The organism is Algoriphagus iocasae (assembly GCF_014206875.1).
GTDB lineage: Bacteria > Bacteroidota > Bacteroidia > Cytophagales > Cyclobacteriaceae > Algoriphagus > Algoriphagus iocasae.
Genome location: NZ_JACIJO010000002.1, coordinates 133,392 through 156,879, shown reverse-complemented (window position 1 = coordinate 156,879; position 23,488 = coordinate 133,392). Strand labels below are relative to the sequence as shown.

Genomic DNA, 23,488 nt, shown 5'->3' with positions numbered 1-23,488 from the left:
TGTAACCTAATCTAAGATTGAAAAATGTCTTTGGTGACACAGACCTTGGAGGAAAATCTACTCCAAATAAACATTTTGCTTTTATTTTCTTTGTTCTTTTGCCTTGAAGCAAAAGAACCAAAAGTTCAAGACGCAGCAAAGCTTCAACCGCACAAGGCCAAACGCTGGCCCGCTGCTGCGTCAGCCCCACGCGCCCACACGTATTACGTTTTGTTCTTTAGAAATGGTATTCGATTGCGAAAGAGTTATGGAAGAATCTATTTTGGATTCCCATCTTATTGCCTTTTTGTATGATCGAAAAACATTTATGATTCAGACTAACAAAACATTATTTGTGAACCAACTTCATTACTTCACCTGAAGAGAATTCCCCGAAGCAAAATGCGTCACCGGCATTCCCGGAACATTCTCTTCAATCCAAGTTTTCATAAACTCCGAACCGCCTTCTTCACTGGCCGAATGCCCAATCACAATCAAACCTAATTTCTCGCCCATTTCATTCGCATTTCTGACATATTCGGGAGTTTCCCATTCCGGGCTTTCTCCACAGATCAACACATCAGGCTTCTCTTGCATCATAATTTCTATTTGCCTTCTTCCACCGATAGCGCCGGGCAACAGAAGTATTTTGGAGGCTTTTTGATCCAGATTTCCCACATATCTCAAGGCAGGAACTCCCATCTTTTCTTTGATGTGTTCGATAAGATTTCCCAGGGTTGTTTCGGGAAGGTTTAACACGGCGTTTTGTCGGTAATACGCATTCCAACCCAGTTCATCGACCACCCCTTTTTGTACTCCATCGATTTGGAGGCTATGGACATAATCGTGATTTCGCCAAACAGCAATCCCATGTTCCTCCAAAAGGTTTTTCTTGAATTCGTAAACCGGATCACCATCCAGCCAGGCTGTTTCATCTAAATGATTGTAGAAAGTGGGTTCGTGTACGATGATAAAGTTCGCCTTGAGCTCAATGGCTTTTCGGATCACTGTCAAAGTCGCAAACATGGTGGTGACTATTCCAGTGACTTGTTGGTCGCGATTCCCTGATTTCAGCGTGTCAACCGTAGGGCTGAAAGGCGAATTGGGAACTTTGGAAATAAAGAGATCCATGATTTCTCCAACGGTGTATTCTGCTTTACTGGAAGCAGCAAAAAGATCCAATGGATTTAGGAAGATGCCAGTTCCCAAAATGGCAGAGGTTTTTAAAAGGAAATCACGTCGGTTGGATTGAGGCTTCTTCATATTTAGATCGATTTACCTAAAGATAAGGAAGGGTTTTTATTTTGGGAGTCTTAAAAATCAAAACTATGTAAGTGAAATAGGGGATTTGTCATTTTAAAACTAGTTGTAAGAAATAGAACAGTGAATTAAAAAACATAAACAGGAATAGTATAAGGCTCCATAATTTAATTACAAGTTTGTTCCAAAAGTAAGTCAATCCATCTTTACCTTCAGTTCTTTGAAATTTCTCCCTTATGCTTGATTTTCTAAGCCATTTAATAATTGCAAAGCTTGAGATTAATGTCCCTATAATTTCTAGAAATTGAAAAAACCCAAAGGAAAAGAAGATTGATGTGTACCCTATGAGGAATATTACAACTCCGATATAAAAAATTAGTCTTGGTGAATTAATCATAAAAGCTATGTCTCGATTTTGGGTAGTTTGTTGTGGATCTTTTGGCTCTTTGCGAAGCAGGATTATAAAAATGGTTTTGGAGAAGTAAAGAGATTTAGATTTTTCAAATCCAAAATCAACAATTTACTTTTGCCCTGTAATTTCTAAATCTTATTTGCTAAATGCTTTTGTTACTAATTCGGTGTCCATATATACATTTATCTCGAAGATTTTTCCGTCTTTAAGTCGACAAATCCAACAATAATTGTTTTTGTACTCTTGGTCTGTGGTTGTTTCGTTTTGTCCTGTCATTTCAACAACTACGTTTTCACCATCCGCGATGATTCGATGTACTAAAACTTTGTATGGCTGTTTAATTGTCGTTCTTACATTTTTCCATAAATCATTTAGGACTTCTTTTTTACCGACAAAAGATTTTGACCATTGACCTGAACCCATCCAATTCCACTGCATATCTTCAGACATTGCATCTAAAAGTGGCTCATCATTGCCATTAGAAAGCTCTGAAAAAATTTTGGTTATTATTTCTTTGTTGCTTTTCTCGTATTTCATAATTTTTAGATTTAAGCAAGATGTTTTTAGCAATAACCACCAACGCTTTGCAGCTACACGAAGGTGGTTATCTCGAAGCACTTCACTGTTCATTGTCAATCAAGCATAAACTTTGAAAGAAGCACAATGCCTGATTTTACCATTGAATCGTACTTTTGGGTAGGTGCTCTTGTGAGTAGTCATAGTCCATATTTGTCAATCAATACAGTATACATTAGTGAATAAGAGCTGTCTATTGATTTGAATCGATGTATAGCGTTTATTTCGTCCACAGTCAAAGTTATTCTTGCTTCTTGAATTTGATTCTGACTAATTTCATAAATTAATTGTAAAAATGTTTTAAGACTCTTTAATCTTCTTGTATCTAATATATCAGAATCAAGTCTATATTTTTGAATTGTATTCAATCCAATTAAAGAGTTATTTTTAGGTTCTATTAGTTCGTCTGTAAAAGTTAAGTTTTCTTGAATATCTGCATCTGTATTCGTAATAGGATTTAAGGCATCAGCTATAGAAATAGCTGAGTGAGGGATTTTATTATTACAACTGTCACAACTTAAGCAAAGATTATCCCAATCGAATGATAAGTTTCTGTTTACACTAACTTCTATATGATGGTCAACTTCGCTTCTTTTTCCTTTCAATTTAGTTTCACAATAAAAACACTTATTAAAACTCATGGAATTTAACTGTGTCTTTATTTGGTTATGTGCATATTTGCTAGAATCGGGTCGTTTTTTTCCTGAAGCTAAAAAATCGGCAAGCCAGTTCGTTTTTCTTTCCACTAAAATTTGAGGTTCAGGTAGTCTTGTTAATCCTCTCATTTTTTGATAGACTTAATTATTTGTTCAATATTTAGATAGTTGAAATATTCAGGATTTATTTCTAGCAATTTGCTTTCAATACTTTTTAATTCATCTAAGTTTTTGCTTTCATGAGCAACTTTTCGTTGCTGCAATAAGTCAGATATTTCAGAATTAAAATTTCTTGTATCAAATAATGGGCTGAGTAGTATTTCTTCAATGGGTTTATTTGAATAAAAGTCAGTCTCTTCCTTAACTACCGAAAAATCCATTTCACTTTTACATACAAATACCTTGCAATTTTTTACAGAGGAAACAATAAAGGGAGAATGTGTTGATACAATTAGTTGAAGTTTAGGGAATATTTTTATAATGTTGCTTAAGAACACTTTCTGCCATTTAGGGTGTAGGTGATTTTCTGCTTCATCGATAAGTATTAATCCTTTTATTGCTTTGTATTTAGATATAGGGATATTATTAATTACGCAAACAGAATAAATTTGGCTTACTAGATTTGTAAACCTTTGAATCAAGTATAAGTTTCCGCTACTTAATTTGTCTAGAGATAGCTCTTTTGTACCAATTTTTATTATAGGTCTTAAATTAATTCTTGATACATGTGATAAATTCCCATGGGAAATAGAAATGTTAATAATTTCTTCTAATATTGAGTAAAGTTCATTTCCTAATGCTTTTTCTTTTTCGTTTTTGCTATCCTTTAGATAATCAAAAAATGAAATAGCTTTAGTTAAATCAACATTTTTATGAATTCCACTCAATGTATTGTCTAGGTATTTTTCTGTTTGTAGAGCAGTAATGTTTGTTATTTCAAATTTATCATTTGATAGTTTAGAAGTCCAATAGTCAAAAACGAAATCTTTTATAAAACTAGTTTCTAAATTAGAATGAAACAATTTGTTCAATTCCATATTATTTGTATCTAGAGTTCCACTTTGGTATTTGCTAGTACTTTTAATATTGACGTTTTTATTATTGATGTGAAATGTACTGTCGACTAAAAAACTATCTGAAGCTACAATATCTCTTTCAACACCTCCGTTAAACCGACCTGTTAAGATAGATCGAATTGAGTCAATTATTATAGATTTCCCTGTTCCATTCTCACCGGTAATACAAATAATCGGAGGAGAATCTAACTCGTATTCATTTGTAATGAATTCTAAGTTAGCCTCTTTAAAAGGTCCAATGTTTTTGAGGTTTAAGTTTTTTATTCTCATGTTTTTTGGTCGTTATAATTACACATAACGGTTTGCAGTTTTAAGAAGTTTGCGATTTCGAAGCAGAAAACTGTCTGCCAGCATTGAACTTTATACAAAGCACAAAGCTTCATTTAATCACTGAACAGCCAATTTTGGGTAGGTGCTATTAGCCACAGTTTTTTATTTTTTCAATGTCTTTAATTCTTTAATATCAATTATGTCAATATTATCTTCAATTTTTAATTTCTCATCAAGTCCAAACTTGTCATTTGTTACTACCAAACCACGAGTGATTCTCTCTTTGTCCATCGAGGATTTAAGTCTATTTAGAACTTGTCTTAGAAACACAAAAGGTGGTCGCAGTCTCCAATATTTTATTTCAACTGCTACTTTCTCGCCATTGATAATTGCTATTAGATCAAACCCAACATCTTTGCTGTTAGGTATTATTGTTTCAATATTTAATTTCTTTAGTTGTAGCACAACTTCGCGCTCAAACTTCACATGATCTCGATAAGGATTTTTTGGCAAGTCTACTTCTTCGCTACTTTCTTGATAGTCTTTTACTCTTAGAAATGTGTAGACAGTGATAATTGCTGCAATACTTCCGAGAACGGTAACCAAAATATTTGAGTCAAATATTTTGTCAACGCTAAACACTGAGTCAAATGAAACTACTAAAACGCCAACTGTTGTAGAGATAAAGGCTAATAAGATTGTTATTGTATTAATAAACTTTCTTGTGCGGTCTTTATTGTTTAAAAAACTTATGTCTAAGTCTTGATTTATTTGCTTTTTCTCGACAACAAATAGTGCTGATAACCTTTCTATATTCTCATCACGTTGTTCTTGAGAAATTAAATCATTTTCAAAAATCCGTGTATAAATTGTATTTAATATTTGGTCTTCACTTAATAAGTCCTTCTGTTTTACTTTATAGTCTCGCGCTTTTCCTTCAATGAGTCGTTTTACATCATCTTTTTTAGGATTGTATTTTTCTAAAATTATTCTTCTAAGAATAGTTTCGATAAGTTTCTCATTACAAGTTTTTACCCTTTCCTTTCTTGCACCGATAGTTTGTCGATAACCAAGAATAAAAAGGAAAACTGAAACGAAAATTCCTATTGCTGTCTGTAAGTATTGTTCCATTTGTTATCTATATCGTTTTTAAAATTGTAGCTAACTTGTTTATTGCTATATTTTTTGGTGATCTATTCAGCCGATTTGGGCAGATATATGTACCTTTGGTAGTTTTTTTACAATTTCTTCAAAAAGATTTCAACCCTTTTGAAGAATCCCTTTCATCGCTAATACTTAAATCCTACCCCAAAAATTCTGGATAAATCTCAAAAAAGTCTAGACTATTGAGTTTTTATCTTTGGCTCCAGAGGTATTGGTTTTTTGTCTGTCTAAATTAAGAATCTCGTTGAGAAAATCACTAGCGAATTATCATTTTGTATTAAAAAAAATGCAGGTTGTCTTGTTGATTAACGAACTCATTAGATGGATTGCTAAAAAATCGCCCATAAAAAAGCCGTTCACTAAGTAGCAAACGGCTTGAATTCATTCGAATGAGAATTAATTTACCGAGAGACCGGAAATCCAGATAAAGCGTTTTCCATTTGCTCCCATATGGTCTTGGGCGAATGTCAGCGGCCCTACTTTCTTCTCATTTTCCCAAGTCCAAGTGGCACCTTGTTCCCCATTTCCTCTTCGGAATGTCCACTCAAGAATCTTATTATTTTCATCCAGGTATAGATCGTAAGCATCTCCTGGGGTATAGCCATCAGCAGAGTTATAGATTATAGTCAATTTGGTTGAGTTGGTTCCTTTTAAAGGAGAGCTTACTCCTTCTTCTGTCTCGAATGTATAACCGGAATCCCAACCCAATTGGAAAGGCATCATCGCCCAGTATTTATCATTGATAAAGGCTTTGTCTGCCGGAGGCAAAGAATCTGTCATCAAACTGTAAGAATAGGTTGTATCCGCGTCAGTGTAATCAACTGTTTTATCTTTCAGGTTCCAGAGATATGTTCTGGCAATAGAATTCACAGAATCCCGCTGAACATTCCATGTAAAACCAATGGTATTTACCTGATCCATTTTATCAAAACCGTATGCCATCGCCACTTTCATAGGGAGGGTGTCGGGAGTGGTTTCTTTGGGTTGGCAAGAGCTCAATGCCCAGATTAAAAGGATTACAAAGCTTAATTGTTTCATAGTGTGTTGTTTTTCAAAGTATATAAGTTACTATGAATTCGATTTGTTTTTAATTATTAGCGAAATAATTTGATGTAATCCGTTTTTATTGCCGTGGCCTGTGTCTTCACAGGACATATTTGTTTCGGTTTGTGAAGACACAAACCGAGGCTGAGGGAATCTAAACTTGATAGCACCGTCATTGCGAGCCTGCCTTCCGGTAGACAGGGAGGCTCGCAATGATGGAAAAAAATGTCGTTTTGTCGGTGAAATGAATTTTGGAGGAACTCCCTTAAACTATCCGGATTTCAATTTTAAACAATCTCAGCATGTTTCTTATTTACTTTTTACAGGCAAAAAGTAACAAAAGCCTTTGCCAGGGTCTATGTTTCAAATCAGTCAATGATAAAGGAAATAATGGCAATTCTTCACTGATTTGATTTTTGGTACTTGCCTCACCTAAAAATCGGCGGATCTCGCTCGAAGCTCGCGAGCTAGCCGATTTTCTTAACGGTTGCGGCTTCGTACCAAAAACCACATATCCCCAATGGCGATCAGTCCAAGTCAGCAATTCTTGTGTTAATAACGACCTATTACCTCCTCCCAATAGCCGTGGCCTGGGTCTCCACAGAGCAAATTGTTTCGGTTTGTGAAGACACAAACCGAGGCTGAACGATCGTTCTTAATTTGAAATTTAATAGCACCGTCATTGCGAGCCTGCCTTCCGGTAGGCAGGGAGGAGGTAAGACGACGTGGCAATCCAGTTGAATAAAACGAGATTGCTTCGTCGTTCCTCCTCGCAATGACGGTCAAAATGGCGTTTTTAGACTAATTGAATTTTGGAGGGAATGGAAACAAGATTCCGATTTTCAGTCATAAGGAGAAGGACTGATACTCGTCCAGCCTCCATCCACTACCAAAGTTTGTCCAGTGATATGCCTGGCATTATCAGAAACCAAAAATGCTGCGGCCGCTGCAATATCCTCAGGTGAAGCAGGCCTTCCCATCGGTGTCAAATTCGACCATGTTTTTTCATAGTTGGGATCCATGGCCGTACGGTTGGTCATGGTGGCTCCCGGTGCCACGGTATTAATTCTGATTCCCAAGGGAGCTAACTCCAATACCAGATTTTTGGCCAGCATTTCTATGGCAGCTTTGCTCATGGCATAGGCAGCCAAGTTTTCATGACTCTGATGTGCAGTCACGGAGGAAGTCAAAAGAATTGCTCCTCCCTTTTCCTGATTTTTCATAATCAAAGCAGCAGCCTGAGTCAGAAAGAAAGTTCCTGCTTGGTTGACACGCATGACTTCCATGAAATCATCGCGGGAGTATTCCAGGAAATTTCCAAAGAGCGTAATCCCTGCATTGGCCACAACAATATCCACAGTGCCAAAATTGGTGATCGCAGCTTCTATCATTTCATTGATTACTTCCTGCTTACTCGAATCACCAGGAACTGCCACAGCATTCATCCCATGTACATGCGAAATCCTTTTGCAGGCATCGGTAATTAACCCTTCTTCCAGGTCATTTAGAACTAAATTGATGCTTTCTGCGGCAAGTTTTTCCGCAATGGCAAGGCCAATTCCTTGGCCTGCCCCTGTGATGATTGCCGTTTTTTTAGTCCTCATACTGATTTAATGCGAGTCTCTTTTCACTTCCGAACCAGAGCTTCCCTGTAGAAAATCGAAGTCCACGCCTTCATGTGCCTGATTTACTTTGTCCAGGAACAAATTCACATAGCCACGTTCATACGGTAGCTGAGTTGGCTTAAATTCAGCTTTACGCTTTGCAAACTCCTCATCCGAAATCAACAGATTCAAGGTTCTATTTGGTACATTCAGTTCGATCAAATCTCCTGTTTTGACCAAGGCAAGTGGTCCGCCAATAGCAGATTCAGGAGAAACGTGCAGAATCACTGTTCCGTAACCTGTTCCACTCATTCGACCATCAGAAATTCTGACCATGTCTTTAATTCCTTTATCTAGGATCTTTTTAGGAAGCGTCATATTGCCTACTTCCGGCATTCCAGGATAACCTTTTGGTCCTACGTTTTTCATGACCATGATAGAGTTTTCATCGATGTCCAAATTTGGATCATCTATCTTGGCTTTGTACTCATCAATGGTTTCAAAAACTACGGCTTTGCCTGTATGCGTCAATAAGTGAGGACTTGCAGCTGATGGTTTGATTACCGCACCGTTTGGACAAAGATTTCCTTTCAGAACAGCGATTCCCGAGTCTGGCTTAATTGGTTTTTCCATGGTACCAATCAGGTTTCGGTCATAACATTCAGCTTTATTGATATTTTCACCGATAGTTTTTCCGTTTACAGTGATGGCATCTGTATGAAGATGTTTCTCCATTTCTTTCATCACAGCAGGAAGTCCGCCGGCATAAAATAAATCTTCCACCCAGTGTTCGCCTGATGGCTGGACATTGGCGATCAAAGGTATTTTGGAAGAGAAATGATCAAAATCAGTGAGGTCTATTTCTACTCCGATTCTTTTTGCAATGGCAGTCAGGTGAAGGATAAAATTCGTAGATCCTCCTAGAGCGGCATTGACCATAATGGAGTTTTCGAATGCTTTTCTTGTCAGGATTTTACTCATTTTCAGATCCTCGTTGACCATTTCCACGATTCGCATTCCGGCCATATGAGCCAGAACTTTTCTTCTGGAATCTGCCGCTGGAATTGTCGCGTTATCCGGAAGTGCCAGACCCAATGATTCTACCATTGCTGCCATCGTAGAGGCGGTGCCCATCGGGGCACAATGGCCCACAGAACGAGACATGGCTGCCTCAGCTTCTATAAAATCTTCCTGAGAAAGTTTTCCTGTTTTAAAATCTTCAGCAAATCTCCAGACATCGGAGGTGCCTATTTTCTTTCCTTTAAATCGACCGACGAGCATCGGTCCACCGGATACAACCAGTGCCGGAATATCGACAGAAGCTGCTCCCATGACCAAAGATGGAGTCGTTTTATCACATCCGCACATCAGGACTACCCCATCCATGGGATTTGCCCGGATGCTTTCTTCCACATCCATACTGGCAAGATTTCGGAATAGCATGGCCGTGGGTTTGATAGAGCATTCTCCCAAGGACATCACTGGGAATTCCAAAGGAAATCCTCCAGCCTCCCAGATTCCACGTTTTAAGGCTTCGGCTAAATCTCTGAAATGAGCATTGCAGGGAGTGAGTTCGGACCAGGTATTACAGATTCCGATTACGGGCTTTTCACCTTCAAAAAGGTGATGCGGGAAACCTTGGTTTTTCATCCAAGATCTATAAATGAAACCGTCTTTTCCGGTTCTACCGTACCATTCTTGGCTACGGAGCTTTTTCTTCGTCATAGGTTATTTTGGCAATTGAGACTAGGAATTTACCAAAAAAAATGAGAAGGAAAGATGGATTGAGAAAGGGAAATTTATTTAATCCTTAAGTTGTAAAAGCGTTTCTTCCAGGGCTTTTAAATCCACTGTAAAATCACACATGATTGTGTCTTTGCTATCTCCTTGATTTAGAGTGTAATAGTAGGGGAGTTTCAAAGCGTTCGCTAAATTATAATAGCATTGGGTTTCTGCATCGCCCTGATTTCTCAACTCTATTATTTTACTCCCCTTTGGGAGAAAAAGCATGTTGGTCAATGCCGCTCCATGAAGTGAAACCAAAATTTTGGTTTCTGACATGAGTTTGATCTGTTCTTTTAAGCTCAGTTTTTCTGTATAAACCACCTCGAAACCATGCCTGATCATCAGCAGCTCCACATCGATTTCATTGTGGGTTTTACGTTTAGGGGCAAACTTTCTGCTGATATACACCTTTCGGAAAGGTTCTTTTTCCGGGCTGACACTTAATTTCTCTCTGGTTTTACGGGTTAGCTCTTCATGAAAATTAGGGAACGTGGAGGTCCTCGGGGTCAAAACCAGATTTTTCACCCATAGATTTTCATGGGATTTATAATAGACAGGTTGAATTCCCAAAAGTTCAAGACTTTGGGTCACGTAAGGAAGTCTTTGATAAGAGTCATGAAGTATGACACGGTTTGAAATTCCGGTGTTTAGGCCTAGCCAAAGTCTGGGAAGACAATCAGTCATCCAATGAAAATAGTTGGCACTCCATTCGTCTTTGATCCAAATCCCATGCTGGATGGTTCGCCATTTTTTCAGCGCACAATAAACGATGCGTTTCCCTAAGGGAAGTTTTCCCAAAGAATTCACATGCGTGTGGGTTGCGTAAAAACTAAAATGGGAAGGGGAAAAAACTGTATCCTGTAGGACTGCTACGTTTTCCAGATGGTGGATGGGGCGAATATGAAATTTCACCTCATAAGAATTTACAAATAATGGCTCATCCTCTTTCCGAAGATTAACTGGCGGGTTTCTCTTAATGTAAATTTCTTCCAACAAAACGCAGCAAAATTAAAAACAAAGAGGCTGTCTGATAATTGATTTTTGACACATTGAGCGAAGTCGAAATGTCAATAATTTCGATGAATTAAGCCTTCGACTACGCTCTGGCTGACAAATTTTTGGCTTTTTAGACAGCCTCTTTTATGGAATTCTTTCGATTTCAGCTCCTAGAGCATTCAATCTTTCGTCGATAAACTGATACCCTCGATCTATCTGTTCGATATTATCAATGATCGAAGTGCCATTGGCAGAAAGTGCGGCGATCAGCAATGAAACCCCAGCTCTAATGTCAGGCGAAGTCATTCTTATGCCTCTCAATGGATATTTTCTATCCAATCCTATTACTGTTGCTCTGTGTGGATCACATAAAATAATCTGTGCGCCCATGTCGATCAATTTATCGACAAAGAACAAGCGGCTTTCAAACATCTTTTGGTGAACCAAAACAGTTCCTTTTGCCTGAGTGGCTGTCACCAAAACAATACTCAAAAGATCAGGTGTAAAACCTGGCCAAATGGCATCAGCAACAGTCAGAATAGATCCATCGATAAATGTTTCGATTTCGTAATGCTTTTGAGCTGGAATAAAGATGTCATCACCTTTGATTTCCAACTTGATTCCCATTCTTCGGAAAGTTTCCGGAATGATTCCCAAGCGGTGAACCTGTGCATCTTTGATGGTGATTTCTGATTGGGTCATTGCAGCCAATCCAATAAATGAACCGATCTCAATCATGTCAGGAAGCATTTTATGCTCCGTTCCACCCAATTTATCTACACCTTCGATATTCAATAGATTGGAACCAACACCGGTGATTTTTGCACCCATTCTATTCAGCATATCACAAAGCTGTTGCAAGTATGGCTCACAAGCGGCATTGTAAATGGTGGTGGTGCCTTCAGCCATGACAGCAGCCATAACGATATTTGCAGTACCGGTTACAGAAGCTTCGTCAAGAAGCATGTAGCAGCCTTTGAGGTTTTTTCCGTCAATATGGAAAATCTCATTTTTGGCATCGTAGCGAAATTTTGCACCGAGTTTCTGGAACCCGAAAAAGTGGGTATCCATCCTTCTTCTTCCGATTTTATCACCTCCTGGCTTGGACAGTTTTCCTGTTCCGAATCTTGCCAATAATGGACCCAAAATCATCACAGAACCTCGAAGTGAGGATGCTTTTTTCAAGAAATCTTCTGTTTCCAGATAGTCGAGATTTACTTGGTCAGCTTTGAAAGAATAAGACTCAGGACCTAGTTTGGTCACTTTTACACCCATGTCGCCTAAAAGTTCGATCAATTTATTGACGTCACGGATATTTGGAATTTTATGGATGGTGACCTCCTCAGAGGTAAGAAGGACTGCACAAAGGATTTGCAAGGCTTCGTTTTTCGCTCCCTGCGGGATGATTTCACCTTTTAGGTGATTTCCCCCTTTGACCCGAAATGATGCCATTAATTTCTACGTTTTTTGTTATGATTGTTTGAGCGACGTTTGTTGTTGTGTGGACGCTTGTTTTTATGCGTATGCTCCACTTGCAAAGGAAGTTTGAAATCTCTTCGGGTATTGGATTCAAAAAGTCCGTTTTCCTTTACTTTCTCCAAGTCAATATGAAGTTTTCCTTTGGAAAGGGTTTTGATATCATCTAGGATAATCCCGTCATCAAAATTGTCTCTGTTCCAGGTAGAATGGAAACTTCTCATCAGCTGGCCGATGAAAATAATCGCCGCTTCCTGCTCCTCATCATTTTCAATATCGATGGCATTTTCGATCAGCTTCTCAATGTTTCTGCCATAATGCTTGAATTTGATTTCACCTTTTGGATATCCGATAGGATCTGGCTTTTTTCCAAGAAGCTCTTTTTCAGGCATTGGGAATGGACTGTCCACATCTAATTTAAAGTCAGACATGATGTACAAGTCGTCCCAAAGTTTCTGATCATTTTCCTGCTTCAGAGATGGGTTGAGTTGCTTGATGATTTCTATAGCGGTATACGCACTTGCGGTGCGCTTTTCGCGGTCTTCAATGCCTGTGATATGATCAACCAGACGTTGAACGTTTTTGCCGTATTCTTTCAAAATGAGTTTTTGTTTGTCAGGTTCAAGTTGCTCCATGTGACCTCCCTTTTTTGCATATGTAAAAGGTAGCAAAAAAATACCAAAAGGCAGGAAGGCAGGTGATTAGTCTATAATTCTGAGCTTCGCAAAGCTAAGTAATAATGTTTTCTCTCCAAAATGTTCGAATTGAATCCTTGCTTTTCTATTAAGTCCTTCAGTTTCAATTTTTTGTACTTTCCCAAATCCAAATTTGGGATGCTCTACCAGCTGCTCCGCTCTTAGGTTGTTGGTATTGGAAGGTTTAAAATCAGGACTTGGGGTATGCACCTTCATGGTACTTGGCACCCTAGTCTCTGGTTTCTTTTTGATTCCAATAAATCCTGGATTGGAGGAAGAACTTCCCGGCAATCCTTCCCTTCGGAAAGCTCCAGGCATATCTTTGCTGGCGAAACGTTTATTTACTTTGATACATGCTGGATCCACTTCTTCCAAAAAGCGGCTAGGCTCACAATTTAACAATCTACCAAAACGATAACGTGTCAAAGCGTAGGTAAAGTATAATTTATCCATGGCTCTTGTAGTCGCCACATAAAACAATCTTCTTTCTTCCTCAAGATCCTCTCTGCTCTGCATCATCATTTGAGAAGGGAACAAGTCTTCTTCTAAACCTACCACAAATACCTGTTTGAATTCCAGACCTTTTGAGGAGTGGATCGTCATCAAAGTAATTGCTTCGGTCTGGTCTTTATCCTGATCGTTATCCGTCAACAAGGCGATTTCCTGAAGGAAAGCTCCCAGACTTTTGTCTTCATTCTCAGGATTATCCACGTATTCTTTGATGGCATTCAGGAGTTCCTGGACGTTTTCATAGCGGTTAAGACCTTCAATCGTTTTGTCTTCATAAAGTTCGCGAAGAAGTCCACTTTGCTTTGCAATCGTATTTGCTGCCTCAAAAGCATCCTTTCTTTCCACCTCGATTTGGAAAGCTTTAATCATCGTGGCAAAATCATCCACTGAATTACCCGCTCTTCCCGGAAGGAAACTGTGGGCATTTCTTACCACTTCCCACAATGGAATGTCATGCTCATAGGCGGCAACAAGCATCTTCTCCACAGAAGTATCACCGACACCTCTTTTTGGATAATTGATCACTCGCTTAAAAGCTTCTTCATCCGCAGGATTAACAGTAAATCGCATGTAGGCCATGAGATCTTTGATTTCCTTTCTTTGGTAAAAAGAAAGCCCACCGACGATTTTATAAGTTAGATTCATTTTTCTCAGCGCTTCTTCCATCGATCTGGACTGTGAGTTGGTCCGATACAAAATCGCGAAGTCATTATTGCTGAGTTTCTTGTTGTTTTTTTCTTCGAAAATGGTGCTGGCTACGATTCGGCCTTCCTCATTGTCGGAGCTTGCTTTGATCAATTCTATTTGATCCCCATCAGGATTGGAGGTCCAGACGACTTTCTTAAGTTGTGCTTTATTCTTGTCAATGATGGAGTTTGCAGCTTCTACTATAGTCTTGGTGGAGCGGTAGTTTTGCTCCAACTTCACGACGAATAGATCCGGGTAGTCCTTTTCGAAATTCAAGATATTTTGGATATCAGCACCTCGGAAGGCATAAATACTCTGCGCATCGTCACCTACCACGCAGATGTTCTGGTGTACTGCAGCAAGTTTTTTTGTGATGAGGTACTGGGAAACGTTGGTATCCTGAAACTCATCCACCATAATGTATTTAAATCGCTGTTGGTATTTGTTCAAAACATCCAGATGATCGCGGAATAGGATATTGGTATTGAATAGCAAATCATCAAAATCCATCGCCCCGGCTTTGAAAAGCCTTTCTTGATAGCGCTGATAAATCTCACCCATTTTAGGTTTCATCGCAGCTTCATCATCAGCTTTGACAAAAGGATCATTTTGATAAGCCTGCCAGGAAATCAAGCGGTTTTTGGCACCTGAAATTCTAGAAAGAACGGTGTTTGCTTTATAGACTTTATCATCCAGGTGCATGCCTTTCACGATAGATCGAATCAGTGATTTGGAGTCATCTGCATCATAAATGGTGAAATTGGAAGGATAACCGATTTTCTCAGATTCTACCCGAAGAATTTTCGCAAAAACAGAGTGAAAAGTACCCATCCAGGTGTTTCTGGCTTCGAGTCCAGCCAAGGACTCAATTCGATGCTTCATTTCACTGGCTGCTTTATTGGTAAAAGTCAGCGACAGTATGTTAAACGCATCCACACCTTTGGCATAAATCAAATGTGCAATTCTATATGTAAGCACCCTTGTTTTTCCGGAACCTGCACCCGCGATAATCATCACAGGACCATCGGTATGTTCTACAGCTTCACGTTGGGGTGGGTTAAGACTTTCTAGGTAATCCATTTTTGTTGAGATTCAAGAAACATGGTCAAAGGATCAAGATTCAAATATTAATTTCTAGTGTTAAGTATCAAGTATCAAGATCCAAGTATTAAGAACCAAGAATTGAGCTATTAGATATATGGTTCATAATCTGGGAATTTATTTAGAAAATCGAAGAAGGCATTGGGCAATTTCCAACAATGGGAATCTTTAAATTTTTCAATTTTCCAATTTTTTAACTCCTTAGGTTAAATTTTCCATCTCTTATGACTCCAGAGGTACATGTCTGGTTGCTCCCGGATGTTTTCCTCCAGCATTTTGCAGAATTTATCTGTAATCGAATGAGGCTCCTCATTGTCATACGGAGGCTGCGCCAAAGGGATGAATTCGTAATGATAATAACCCCGCTTTACTTTTTTCAGCTTCCCGTAGTGAACGTATAAATTCATTTTTTTGGAAAGGAATTCTGCGCCTTCAAAGAAAACCGCCGGTCTATTCATGAAATCGCGTTGATATCGGTTTTCTGAAGCCGGTGGTCTTTGGTCAGACCCCAAAAGGACGATCCGGGGATTTCTCCCTAAAGTAAGCATCGCTCTTCGGAACTCCTTCTTTTCTGTCACATACCCGCCAAATCGTGTCCGGACTTTTTTAATTAAATCGTTGAAAAAAGGATTATTGACTTTTAGGTAAACAGTTTCTATCGGGACTTCTGAATATAAGTTGGTGCCAACTACACCCATTTCCCAGTTGAAAATATGTCCTGTGACCATTAAAGAACTCACTCCATTTTTTACTGGTTGGTCTAGGCCTTCCTGATTTACTATGACAAACCTTCTTTTGAATTCTTTTTCCGAAATTGTCAGTATTTTGATGGTTTCGGCAAATGTGTCAGTAAAATTCCTGTAAAAACGGTTTCGGATCTTTTTTCGCTCTGAGTCTGAGAGCTCAGGAAATGCATAGTAAAGGTTTTCATCGATGACTTTCTTTCTGTATCGGATGACAAAACGTGCAATGAAATAAAGCACATCCGTAAACCAATAGAGTACAAAAAGGGGAAGTCTTGAAAACAGCCTGAAGAAAAACATATAAAGAATGCGGGGGATTTGGCAATAAATGCCTTTTCGACCAACAAAATAAAGGAAAAGCAGGGAAAAGTTCCCGATTCCTAGTTATAAATTGACTCAATTATTACTTTTGAAACTTATGTCGGAAGTACAGCGAAGGAAATATTCTCAAGAAGAGAAAAACACCATATTCGATGGTGAGTTTATGCCACACATAGACTCCATGTACAATTTTGCCTATCGGCTCACATTCGATGAGGATGATGCGAAGGATCTTGTGCAAGATACCTATCTCAAAGCTTATCGATTTATCAATTCCTTTGAGCAGGGAACGAATGCCAAAGCTTGGTTGTTTCGGATCCTGAAAAATAGTTTTATCAACGAGTATCGTAAGAAAAGTAAGCAACCTGCGAAAGTAGATTATCAGGAAGTTGAAACTTATTATAACTCTGACGATGTTGACTATCAAAGTACTACTGACCTGCGGGCAGAATCAGTAAAAGGAATGCTCGGTGATGAAATCTCCAATGCACTGAATAGTTTGGCGGTAGATTTCAGAACAGTGATCATTCTTTGTGATTTGGAAGGTTTTACCTACGAGGAAATGGCCAAAATATTAGACATTCCGATCGGTACGGTAAGATCCAGATTGCATAGAGCTAGAAATTTACTGAAAGATAAGCTTAGAGGATACGCCCATCACATGGGATATGATACAGACGAAGAGGAGGAAATTTAAAGAGAATTACTGATGGATATGAATGAAGAAACATCTCAGTCGCGAAAGTTAAAGTGCGATGATACCAGTAAGTGCTTTCAGCTGTTAGAAAGTATTCTGGACGGAGAAATGGACAATTCGAAGGAAGTACTCAAGGAGAAATTGGCGAAATGCCAGCCTTGTTTTGAGCATTTTCATCTGGAGCAGGCCATCCGTGATGTATTAAAGACCAGGTGTACCAAACAGGAAGTGCCTACTGAATTGGCAGATTGTATTCGCCAAAAAATACAGGATATCAAATAATTATGACCCAAGGTAAGGCCATCATTTTTTCCGCACCTTCCGGTTCGGGCAAAACTTCACTTGTGAAGCACCTCATCAAAAAAATCCCAAATCTGGGATTTTCTATTTCTGCCTGTACCCGTGATAAAAGAGGAAGACATGAGGTTCATGGCAAAGATTATTACTTTTTAAGCCAGGAGCAGTTTAAACAACACATCGACAATGATGACTTCATCGAATGGGAGGAAGTCTACGCCGGCAACTTTTATGGCACACTGAAAGAAGAAATCCAACGGATCTGGGATTCTGGCAAAGCAGTCATATTTGATGTAGATGTAAAAGGTGGTCTGGCCTTAAAAAAATATTTTGGAGATCAGGCTTTGGCGATCTTTGTGAAAGTCCCTTCGCTGGAGGTTTTAAAAACCAGATTAAATGATCGGGGCACTGAGTCAGAAGAATCCCTTTCCAGAAGGATTTTCAAAGCGGAATTTGAGGCGAAATTTGAACCTCAGTTTGATGTGACTATTGTCAATGATGATTTTACAGTTTCCTCAGCAGAAGCAGAAAAATTGGTAGGAGATTTTTTAGCCAAGTAGTATTTTGAAAATCGGACTCTATTTCGGCTCCTTTAACCCCATTCATATTGGCCATCTGATTATCGCAGATACTTTGCATGATCGCACAGATTTGGATCAGGTTTGGTTTGTGGTCAGCCCACAAAATCCCTTAAAAAGAAGACAGTCCTTAATCCATGAGTTTGATAGGTTGAGGATGGTGGAACTTGCCATTGAAGATAATTTCCATTTCAGGGCTTCGGATGTGGAATTTGGGATGCCAAAACCGAGTTATACCATCGATACCTTGGCTTATCTCACAGACCAATATCCTCAACATCAGTTTTGTTTGTTTTTAGGTTCGGATAATCTTGTGCAACTCAAGCGCTGGAAAAACTACCAGACCATTCTGGATAATTATGAGATTTTTGTTTATCCAAGACCCGGAGAAACTACCTCCTTTGAGCATCCCAATATCAAGATGATCGACGCTCCATTGCTGGATATCTCAGCCACCTTTATCCGAAAATCCATTTTAGCAGGTAAATCTGTCAAATACCTGCTTCCTGATGGGGTGGCGGATTATATCCGGGATAAGAAGTTATATCAGTAGGCTTCAGTCTCACTCTCAGTTGACAGTTGGCAGTCGCAGTGTTTTGCTATTCATGAAAAAGTTAGATGACACACTAAATATTTGCTCTTAAAATAATTTTTTAGTTATTTTACAAACTAACTTTTGCGATTTTAAAAAAAATATTTTCTTACAACCAAGTCTTAAGTGATACTTTGATTCCGGTCGGGATTTTTCTAATTATTTAAAAATTAATATTAAGAAAAAGTTATTAGGAGGTTTGGTATTGCTCGGTTTTGTCCTGATTGAATTTCCGGAGAGTAATCAATTAAATGCAGAAGTAACACAGCAGGACATTTGCTGTGCCTCGTAAGATAGCTGTCAGCACCTGATCTATGGGAGAGTATTTTTATCAACTCTTAAGGCAGGATCAACTTGTACAGTTGTGGATTCTTAAACTAAATAGCCAAACGGGAGGGAAACCTCCCATTTTTAAACTTAATTTTAAATGAAATACAAGTTAATTCTTTGGATTTTTATTTTAGTGACATTTACATTCTGTAATTCAAAAAAGGATCTAAAAGCAATTTATTTTCAAGAGGAAGATTTACCTGAAAAAGTATTTCTTAAAGGGAGTAAGTTCAATTTTGAAGAAATCATGAACCCCTATGGAGTTTTCCTAATGAATGGTCTTGCATTAGTTTATGAAGTAAAGAATGTTGGAGATGACAAATTCCATATTATTGATTTGGAAAATGAACGAGTCATTGGTTCAAAAGGAATTGATGGTATGGGACCTGGAGAAATCTCATTGATTTCTCAGATAGAGTCGGTAGATGGTCAAAATAACAAAGTTTGGACATTTGATCCTGAATTATTGATTTATTCCAAGTTTGACCTTTCGGATACTTCGAGATTAGCTGAAGAACAGATTAGAGCACCACAGACTGTCCACTTTCTGACGGAATTGGTTTGGACATCAGACAGTACACTTTTGGGAAATGCTGTGGATGGTTGGACCAAATATTTCCATTTGACTAAGACAGGCGATACCTTGGCATTGTTTGGAAACTGGAAAGATATGGTTTCGGGAAATCAATTTCCTAGGGGAATAAATGAAAATGAGCTTGATGCCAACCTAATTAGCAATTTATTCCAGGGACCCTTAAGAGCTAGTAAGGATAAAAAACATTTTATTAAGGTGGGTATGAATGTAGACTATATCGACATTATTGACTTAGAGAACCAGACCGTAAAAACTGTCTTGGGACCTTCCCATGATATTCAGGATTTTCAAGTAAGATATTCGGCAGGTTACCAAATGCCTGTTTATAATGACGACAAAACCACTAGATATGCAGGAGCTTTTGCTGGAGAAAATTCATTTTATGTCTTATTTAGAGGGAAGCCCTATAGCCAGATCAGTGCTTTGGAAGATTTAAACAGGATATTTCAATTCGATTACGAGGGAAATATCCTGAATCACTACCAACTAGATTATCCCATTTTTGGATTTTCTGTGGATGAAGAGAATAGGACCATTTATGGGGTAACTGTGGATCGTGATCCAAATTTGGTAAAGTTTGAATATTAACTTCTTTTCGAAACTTCATTAGGGGACAGGATTTTTGCATTCTGTCCCCTTTTTTCTTTTCTTGAAGTCAAACCCGGTAGCCAGATTTTTTATTACTCATCAAAAAAGACTTTAATGGAAAAACATACCTACGGAAGTGGGTTGATCGGCAACTGTGCCTATATCGCCCATATTGAAAAGGATACCAATATCTCTTGGCTGTGTATGCCTAGATTTGACTCAGACTTTATCTTCGGTGGCATGCTGGATCGGGAAAGAGGAGGTCAATTTACCATCTTGCCAGAGGAAGGCGAATTTGATTCTACCCAAGCTTACCGGGAAAACACCAATATCTTGGAAACTACAGTGACCTATGGAGATGGCAATAGCTATAAGGTGACAGATTTTGCTCCTAGGTTCAAGAATTTTGATCGGTACTATAAACCCTTGATGCTGATCCGAAAAGTAGAGGCGTTGAGTGGTTCACCACGCGTGAAGATCAAATGTGAACCGACTGCTGATTATGGGAAAATGAAGCTCAGCCCAAGTCTGGGAAGTAATCACATTCGATACATGGGTGTGGAACAGGAGTTGAGATTGACCACTAACGCGCCCATGAGTTATATTATGGACGAAAAAGCATTTGCTGTGCATCGTCCGATCTATCTCGTTTTTACCTATGGACGACCATTGGAAGCGCCGATTGAAACAACTTCGGAGCGATTTCTACATGCCACTACCTCTTATTGGCAAGAATGGGTGAAGTCGACCAGCATACCAAACTTCCATCAGAAATTGGTCTTGAGATCTGCTTTGATCCTCAAAATCCATCAATACGAAGATACAGGAGCAATCATCGCTGCCTCGACCACTAGTTTACCTGAATCTCCCAATTCCACAAGAAACTGGGATTATCGCTACTGCTGGATTCGGGATACTTATTACACCTTAACCTGTTTCAACAGTTTAGGTCACTTTGAGGAGCTGGAAAAATATTTTGAGTTTATCCATAACCTGAGACCAGGAGCAGATGGCCGATATCAACCTCTGTATTCGATTACTGGCGATTCCTTGCTCACAGAAGAGATTTCTGATCTGGATGGTTATCTTGGAAATAAACCTGTTCGCTTCGGGAATCAAGCCTACACTCACATACAGAATGACTTGTATGGTCAGGTATTGGTTTCGCTTTTGCCACTGTATTCTGATCAGCGATTTACAGAGGAAGAAAGAAGTAATTCGAAGCCGATGATCATGAATCTTCTGAATAAAATCGAAGCGACGATGAATGAGAAAGATGCCGGGCTTTGGGAATTCAGAAATCTGGCTCAGGAGCATTGTTATACTTTCTTATTTCACTGGGCTGGAGCGAGTGCAGCAGCAAAAATCGGGATTCGCCTCAAAAGCGATGACATGTACCAAAAAGCCATTTATCTCAGAGATGAAGCTGCCAAAAAGATAGAATCATGTTATCTGCCGGATAGAAAAGCCTATGGGCAGGCTTTGGGTTCTACCTATATGGATGCTTCCACTTTGCAGTTGATTACAATGGGCTATTTCGGTGATGATCTAGAGCGTGCAAATGAACATTTAAAAGCTCTGGAAGAAGAGCTTTTGGCAAAGGATTTTCTCTTTTACCGCTACAAGCACATGGATGATTTTGGTGTGCCGGAGACGACATTCCTGATCTGTGCATTTTGGTATATTGAGGCTTTGGCATGTGTAGGCAGAATCGATGAGGCAGTAGAAGGCTTTGAGACCTTAACCAAATATTGCAATCATCTACAGCTATTCTCGGAAGATGTGGATCAAAAAACTGGAAGTCAGTGGGGAAATTTCCCTCAGGCATATTCCCATGTTGGGTTGATGAATGCAGCTTTCCGAATCGGAAAAAAGCTGGATAGACCAAATTTCCTTTAAAAAAATAAATCCCGCGAAAATCGAATTTTGCGGGATTTTTTATTTCTACTTAAACTCAATCACATGAGCTGAAGTCGTGATTTGCTTCTTCCAGACAATTAAAAAGAAGGAAGTTTTGGTTTCAAAAGTCTCATTGATAAGCGCTCTGGATTTTCCGTTTAGATCGGCGTTCATATACATATCCTGGCGAGCCGCATTGAACAAAGATTTTTTTCCAATGCCACCGATTCCAAAAACATAAGTTGCCTCAGCTTTGCCGGTAACCTGATCTTTCACCACATAATTGCTTTCAGAAAGAACCACATTGGTTTGATGGGCATTTAGATTTCCAGTATAGGAATTATGCATGGCGCAACTGGAAAGGAGCATGGTTGCTAATGCAATAAAGAGAAAATTTTTCATACTAATTGGTTTAGTTTATTCTCGAAGATAAAAAATTAGTTTTCGCTCGAGCTCTTTTTTTTCATTTTTCAAAAGGTTGTTTTTCTAAGTGCTTGATCAATAGATTGATAAATTTTCTGGTTTGATTTCTAAAAATTAAATGGATGTTTTCGGAATCGTTGATGTAATCTTGCTGGCTCTTTTATCAAATACTATGGATATTGACCCGTTAAATAATGACTGGCTGTCAAGCTTGTCGAAAAAATAGAGAACATGAAGTTTGCTGAATCCTTGGTAAATTCTTTCTTAATTGGATTGTTATTCCTAACCGCCTCCTGCGCATCCAATCCATATAAGAAGGTCAATAAAGAGCATCGAAAAAATGTCAAAGAAATTGCGAAAGCATACAGTGAGATCCCAAAAACAAAAGAGCAATTAAATTATGACACCTTAAGTATCACAGATGAATGGGTGGGTACCACAAATTTTAGTATCAGAAGACCCAATTTTGTGATCATTCACCATACCGCTCAGGACTCTTTGGAGCAGACGATAAAGACATTTACATTGACGAGAACCCAAGTCAGTTCACATTATGTAATTGGCAGAGATGGAACAATTGTTCAGATGCTGAATGACTACCTGCGCTCCTGGCATGCAGGAAGTGGAAAATGGGGGAATGTGACAGATCTTAATTCTGTATCCATCGGAATAGAATTGGATAACAACGGCTTTGAGCCTTTTTCTGAGGCACAGATTCAAAGTCTGCTCGTTTTGTGTAAAAGGCTTAAATGGAAATACAGAATTCCAGCCGCCAATTTTATCGGGCATTCTGATATTGCTCCAGGACGGAAAGTAGATCCAAACACCAATTTCCCTTGGAAAAAACTGGCTGAAGAAGGTTATGGATTATGGTATGATGAAGAGGAAGTCTTTCCTGCTGTAAACCCAATAAACGGAGTGGATTCAATTCCGATAGAAACTACCGATTCCCTTCCGAAAGATTCATTTGATCCCATCATTGCTTTACGGATAATCGGTTATGATGTCAGCAATCCGGATTTGGCAATCCAGTCTTTTAAACTTCATTTCATTCAGAATGAAATAGAAGGCGAGCTCACTGATTTTGATATCAAGGTTTTGAAAAATTTGTATAAAAAATACCTATAGGAATCC

21 protein-coding genes are annotated in these 23,488 nt (G+C 38.8%); 7 read left to right on the top strand and 14 right to left on the bottom strand.

All coding sequences use genetic code 11. From position 1 onward, the window contains the following. Window positions 1–348: 348 nt before the first annotated feature. The 13 genes from FHS59_RS08120 to FHS59_RS08060 all read right to left on the bottom strand — a co-directional run bounded on the left by FHS59_RS08120 (window position 349) and on the right by FHS59_RS08060 (window position 16,334). On the bottom strand, window positions 349–1,242 hold the full coding sequence (locus tag FHS59_RS08120) for a Nif3-like dinuclear metal center hexameric protein (RefSeq protein WP_246388372.1): 894 nt from the start codon (window positions 1,240–1,242) through the stop codon (window positions 349–351). 544 nt (window positions 1,243–1,786) lie between these two features. Next, on the bottom strand, window positions 1,787–2,281 hold the full coding sequence (locus FHS59_RS08115; RefSeq protein WP_246388371.1) for a nuclear transport factor 2 family protein: 495 nt from the start codon (window positions 2,279–2,281) through the stop codon (window positions 1,787–1,789). Window positions 2,282–2,367: 86 nt separating this feature from the next. After that, a complete protein-coding gene (locus FHS59_RS08110; protein ID WP_184494645.1) occupies window positions 2,368–3,012 on the bottom strand; it encodes an HNH endonuclease in 645 nt (214 codons plus the stop codon). Beyond that, complete coding sequence (locus FHS59_RS08105) at window positions 3,009–4,229, bottom strand: AAA family ATPase (protein ID WP_184494644.1); 1,221 nt, start codon at window positions 4,227–4,229, stop codon at window positions 3,009–3,011. The genes FHS59_RS08110 and FHS59_RS08105 overlap by 4 nt, the downstream gene beginning before the upstream one ends. A 162-nt stretch (window positions 4,230–4,391) precedes the next feature. After that, window positions 4,392–5,360: a restriction endonuclease gene (locus tag FHS59_RS08100; RefSeq protein WP_184494643.1), complete on the bottom strand. Its 969-nt coding sequence runs from the start codon at window positions 5,358–5,360 to the stop codon at window positions 4,392–4,394. A gap of 429 nt (window positions 5,361–5,789) precedes the next feature. Next, entirely contained in the window at window positions 5,790–6,431 is a 642-nt protein-coding gene (locus tag FHS59_RS08095; protein WP_184494642.1) for a hypothetical protein, read from the bottom strand. Window positions 6,432–7,279: 848 nt separating this feature from the next. Continuing rightward, window positions 7,280–8,041: an SDR family NAD(P)-dependent oxidoreductase gene (locus FHS59_RS08090; protein WP_184494641.1), complete on the bottom strand. Its 762-nt coding sequence runs from the start codon at window positions 8,039–8,041 to the stop codon at window positions 7,280–7,282. Window positions 8,042–8,047: 6 nt separating this feature from the next. Beyond that, window positions 8,048–9,766 carry an IlvD/Edd family dehydratase gene (locus FHS59_RS08085; RefSeq protein ID WP_184494640.1) on the bottom strand — a complete coding sequence of 573 codons (1,719 nt, stop codon included), beginning with the start codon at window positions 9,764–9,766 and terminating at the stop codon, window positions 8,048–8,050. Between the two features lie 78 nt (window positions 9,767–9,844). Then, window positions 9,845–10,822, bottom strand: coding sequence for a glycosyltransferase family 61 protein (locus tag FHS59_RS08080; RefSeq protein ID WP_184494639.1), 978 nt, complete (start codon window positions 10,820–10,822; stop codon window positions 9,845–9,847). Between the two features lie 144 nt (window positions 10,823–10,966). Next, the gene (gene murA, locus FHS59_RS08075) at window positions 10,967–12,274 is read right to left on the bottom strand and encodes a UDP-N-acetylglucosamine 1-carboxyvinyltransferase (protein ID WP_184494638.1); all 1,308 of its coding nucleotides are present in this window, start codon (window positions 12,272–12,274) and stop codon (window positions 10,967–10,969) included. After that, window positions 12,274–12,933: a DUF4290 domain-containing protein gene (locus FHS59_RS08070; protein WP_184494637.1), complete on the bottom strand. Its 660-nt coding sequence runs from the start codon at window positions 12,931–12,933 to the stop codon at window positions 12,274–12,276. Before FHS59_RS08070 ends, murA begins: the two co-directional genes overlap by 1 nt. 66 nt (window positions 12,934–12,999) lie before the next feature. Further along, window positions 13,000–15,270 (bottom strand): ATP-dependent helicase, encoded by a 2,271-nt coding sequence (locus FHS59_RS08065; protein WP_184494636.1) that lies wholly within the window; start codon window positions 15,268–15,270, stop codon window positions 13,000–13,002. 227 nt (window positions 15,271–15,497) lie between these two features. After that, on the bottom strand, window positions 15,498–16,334 hold the full coding sequence (locus FHS59_RS08060; RefSeq protein WP_184494635.1) for a lysophospholipid acyltransferase family protein: 837 nt from the start codon (window positions 16,332–16,334) through the stop codon (window positions 15,498–15,500). 118 nt (window positions 16,335–16,452) lie between these two features. Here FHS59_RS08060 and FHS59_RS08055 point away from each other — a divergent pair, with 118 nt between their 5' ends. From FHS59_RS08055 to FHS59_RS08030, 6 genes are all read left to right on the top strand, one after another. Then, window positions 16,453–17,052 (top strand): sigma-70 family RNA polymerase sigma factor, encoded by a 600-nt coding sequence (locus tag FHS59_RS08055; RefSeq protein ID WP_184494634.1) that lies wholly within the window; start codon window positions 16,453–16,455, stop codon window positions 17,050–17,052. 12 nt (window positions 17,053–17,064) lie between these two features. Beyond that, a complete protein-coding gene (locus tag FHS59_RS08050; RefSeq protein WP_184494633.1) occupies window positions 17,065–17,334 on the top strand; it encodes an anti-sigma factor in 270 nt (89 codons plus the stop codon). A gap of 2 nt (window positions 17,335–17,336) precedes the next feature. Next, window positions 17,337–17,909, top strand: a complete 573-nt coding sequence (gene gmk, locus FHS59_RS08045) for a guanylate kinase (protein ID WP_184494632.1) — start codon at window positions 17,337–17,339, stop codon at window positions 17,907–17,909. A gap of 4 nt (window positions 17,910–17,913) precedes the next feature. Beyond that, a complete protein-coding gene (nadD, locus tag FHS59_RS08040) occupies window positions 17,914–18,480 on the top strand; it encodes a nicotinate (nicotinamide) nucleotide adenylyltransferase (protein ID WP_184494631.1) in 567 nt (188 codons plus the stop codon). Window positions 18,481–18,946: 466 nt separating this feature from the next. Beyond that, on the top strand, window positions 18,947–20,032 hold the full coding sequence (locus FHS59_RS08035; protein ID WP_184494630.1) for a BF3164 family lipoprotein: 1,086 nt from the start codon (window positions 18,947–18,949) through the stop codon (window positions 20,030–20,032). A gap of 114 nt (window positions 20,033–20,146) precedes the next feature. Continuing rightward, window positions 20,147–21,931 carry a glycoside hydrolase family 15 protein gene (locus FHS59_RS08030; RefSeq protein WP_184494629.1) on the top strand — a complete coding sequence of 595 codons (1,785 nt, stop codon included), beginning with the start codon at window positions 20,147–20,149 and terminating at the stop codon, window positions 21,929–21,931. Window positions 21,932–21,976: 45 nt separating this feature from the next. Here FHS59_RS08030 and FHS59_RS08025 read toward each other — a convergent pair whose 3' ends face one another. Beyond that, entirely contained in the window at window positions 21,977–22,333 is a 357-nt protein-coding gene (locus FHS59_RS08025) for a DUF6567 family protein (protein WP_184494628.1), read from the bottom strand. 252 nt (window positions 22,334–22,585) lie between these two features. Between FHS59_RS08025 and FHS59_RS08020 the strand changes: the two genes are divergently transcribed. Continuing rightward, window positions 22,586–23,482 carry an N-acetylmuramoyl-L-alanine amidase gene (locus FHS59_RS08020; RefSeq protein WP_184494627.1) on the top strand — a complete coding sequence of 299 codons (897 nt, stop codon included), beginning with the start codon at window positions 22,586–22,588 and terminating at the stop codon, window positions 23,480–23,482. The last annotated feature ends 6 nt before the right edge of the window (window positions 23,483–23,488 follow it).

Bases quoted from the DNA above. Each gene is read 5' to 3' on its own strand.
- FHS59_RS08120 (WP_246388372.1), bottom strand. From the start codon at position 1,242: ATGAAGAAGCCTCAATCCAACCGACGTGATTTCCTTTTAAAAACCTCT.
- FHS59_RS08115 (WP_246388371.1), bottom strand. From the start codon at position 2,281: ATGAACAGTGAAGTGCTTCGAGATAACCACCTTCGTGTAGCTGCAAAG.
- FHS59_RS08110 (WP_184494645.1), bottom strand. From the start codon at position 3,012: ATGAGAGGATTAACAAGACTACCTGAACCTCAAATTTTAGTGGAAAGA.
- FHS59_RS08105 (WP_184494644.1), bottom strand. From the start codon at position 4,229: ATGAGAATAAAAAACTTAAACCTCAAAAACATTGGACCTTTTAAAGAG.
- FHS59_RS08100 (WP_184494643.1), bottom strand. From the start codon at position 5,360: ATGGAACAATACTTACAGACAGCAATAGGAATTTTCGTTTCAGTTTTC.
- FHS59_RS08095 (WP_184494642.1), bottom strand. From the start codon at position 6,431: ATGAAACAATTAAGCTTTGTAATCCTTTTAATCTGGGCATTGAGCTCT.
- FHS59_RS08090 (WP_184494641.1), bottom strand. From the start codon at position 8,041: ATGAGGACTAAAAAAACGGCAATCATCACAGGGGCAGGCCAAGGAATT.
- FHS59_RS08085 (WP_184494640.1), bottom strand. From the start codon at position 9,766: ATGACGAAGAAAAAGCTCCGTAGCCAAGAATGGTACGGTAGAACCGGA.
- murA (WP_184494638.1), bottom strand. From the start codon at position 12,274: ATGGCATCATTTCGGGTCAAAGGGGGAAATCACCTAAAAGGTGAAATC.
- FHS59_RS08070 (WP_184494637.1), bottom strand. From the start codon at position 12,933: ATGGAGCAACTTGAACCTGACAAACAAAAACTCATTTTGAAAGAATAC.
- FHS59_RS08065 (WP_184494636.1), bottom strand. From the start codon at position 15,270: ATGGATTACCTAGAAAGTCTTAACCCACCCCAACGTGAAGCTGTAGAA.
- FHS59_RS08060 (WP_184494635.1), bottom strand. From the start codon at position 16,334: ATGTTTTTCTTCAGGCTGTTTTCAAGACTTCCCCTTTTTGTACTCTAT.
- FHS59_RS08055 (WP_184494634.1), top strand. From the start codon at position 16,453: ATGTCGGAAGTACAGCGAAGGAAATATTCTCAAGAAGAGAAAAACACC.
- FHS59_RS08050 (WP_184494633.1), top strand. From the start codon at position 17,065: ATGGATATGAATGAAGAAACATCTCAGTCGCGAAAGTTAAAGTGCGAT.
- gmk (WP_184494632.1), top strand. From the start codon at position 17,337: ATGACCCAAGGTAAGGCCATCATTTTTTCCGCACCTTCCGGTTCGGGC.
- FHS59_RS08035 (WP_184494630.1), top strand. From the start codon at position 18,947: ATGAAATACAAGTTAATTCTTTGGATTTTTATTTTAGTGACATTTACA.
- FHS59_RS08030 (WP_184494629.1), top strand. From the start codon at position 20,147: ATGGAAAAACATACCTACGGAAGTGGGTTGATCGGCAACTGTGCCTAT.
- FHS59_RS08025 (WP_184494628.1), bottom strand. From the start codon at position 22,333: ATGAAAAATTTTCTCTTTATTGCATTAGCAACCATGCTCCTTTCCAGT.
- FHS59_RS08020 (WP_184494627.1), top strand. From the start codon at position 22,586: ATGAAGTTTGCTGAATCCTTGGTAAATTCTTTCTTAATTGGATTGTTA.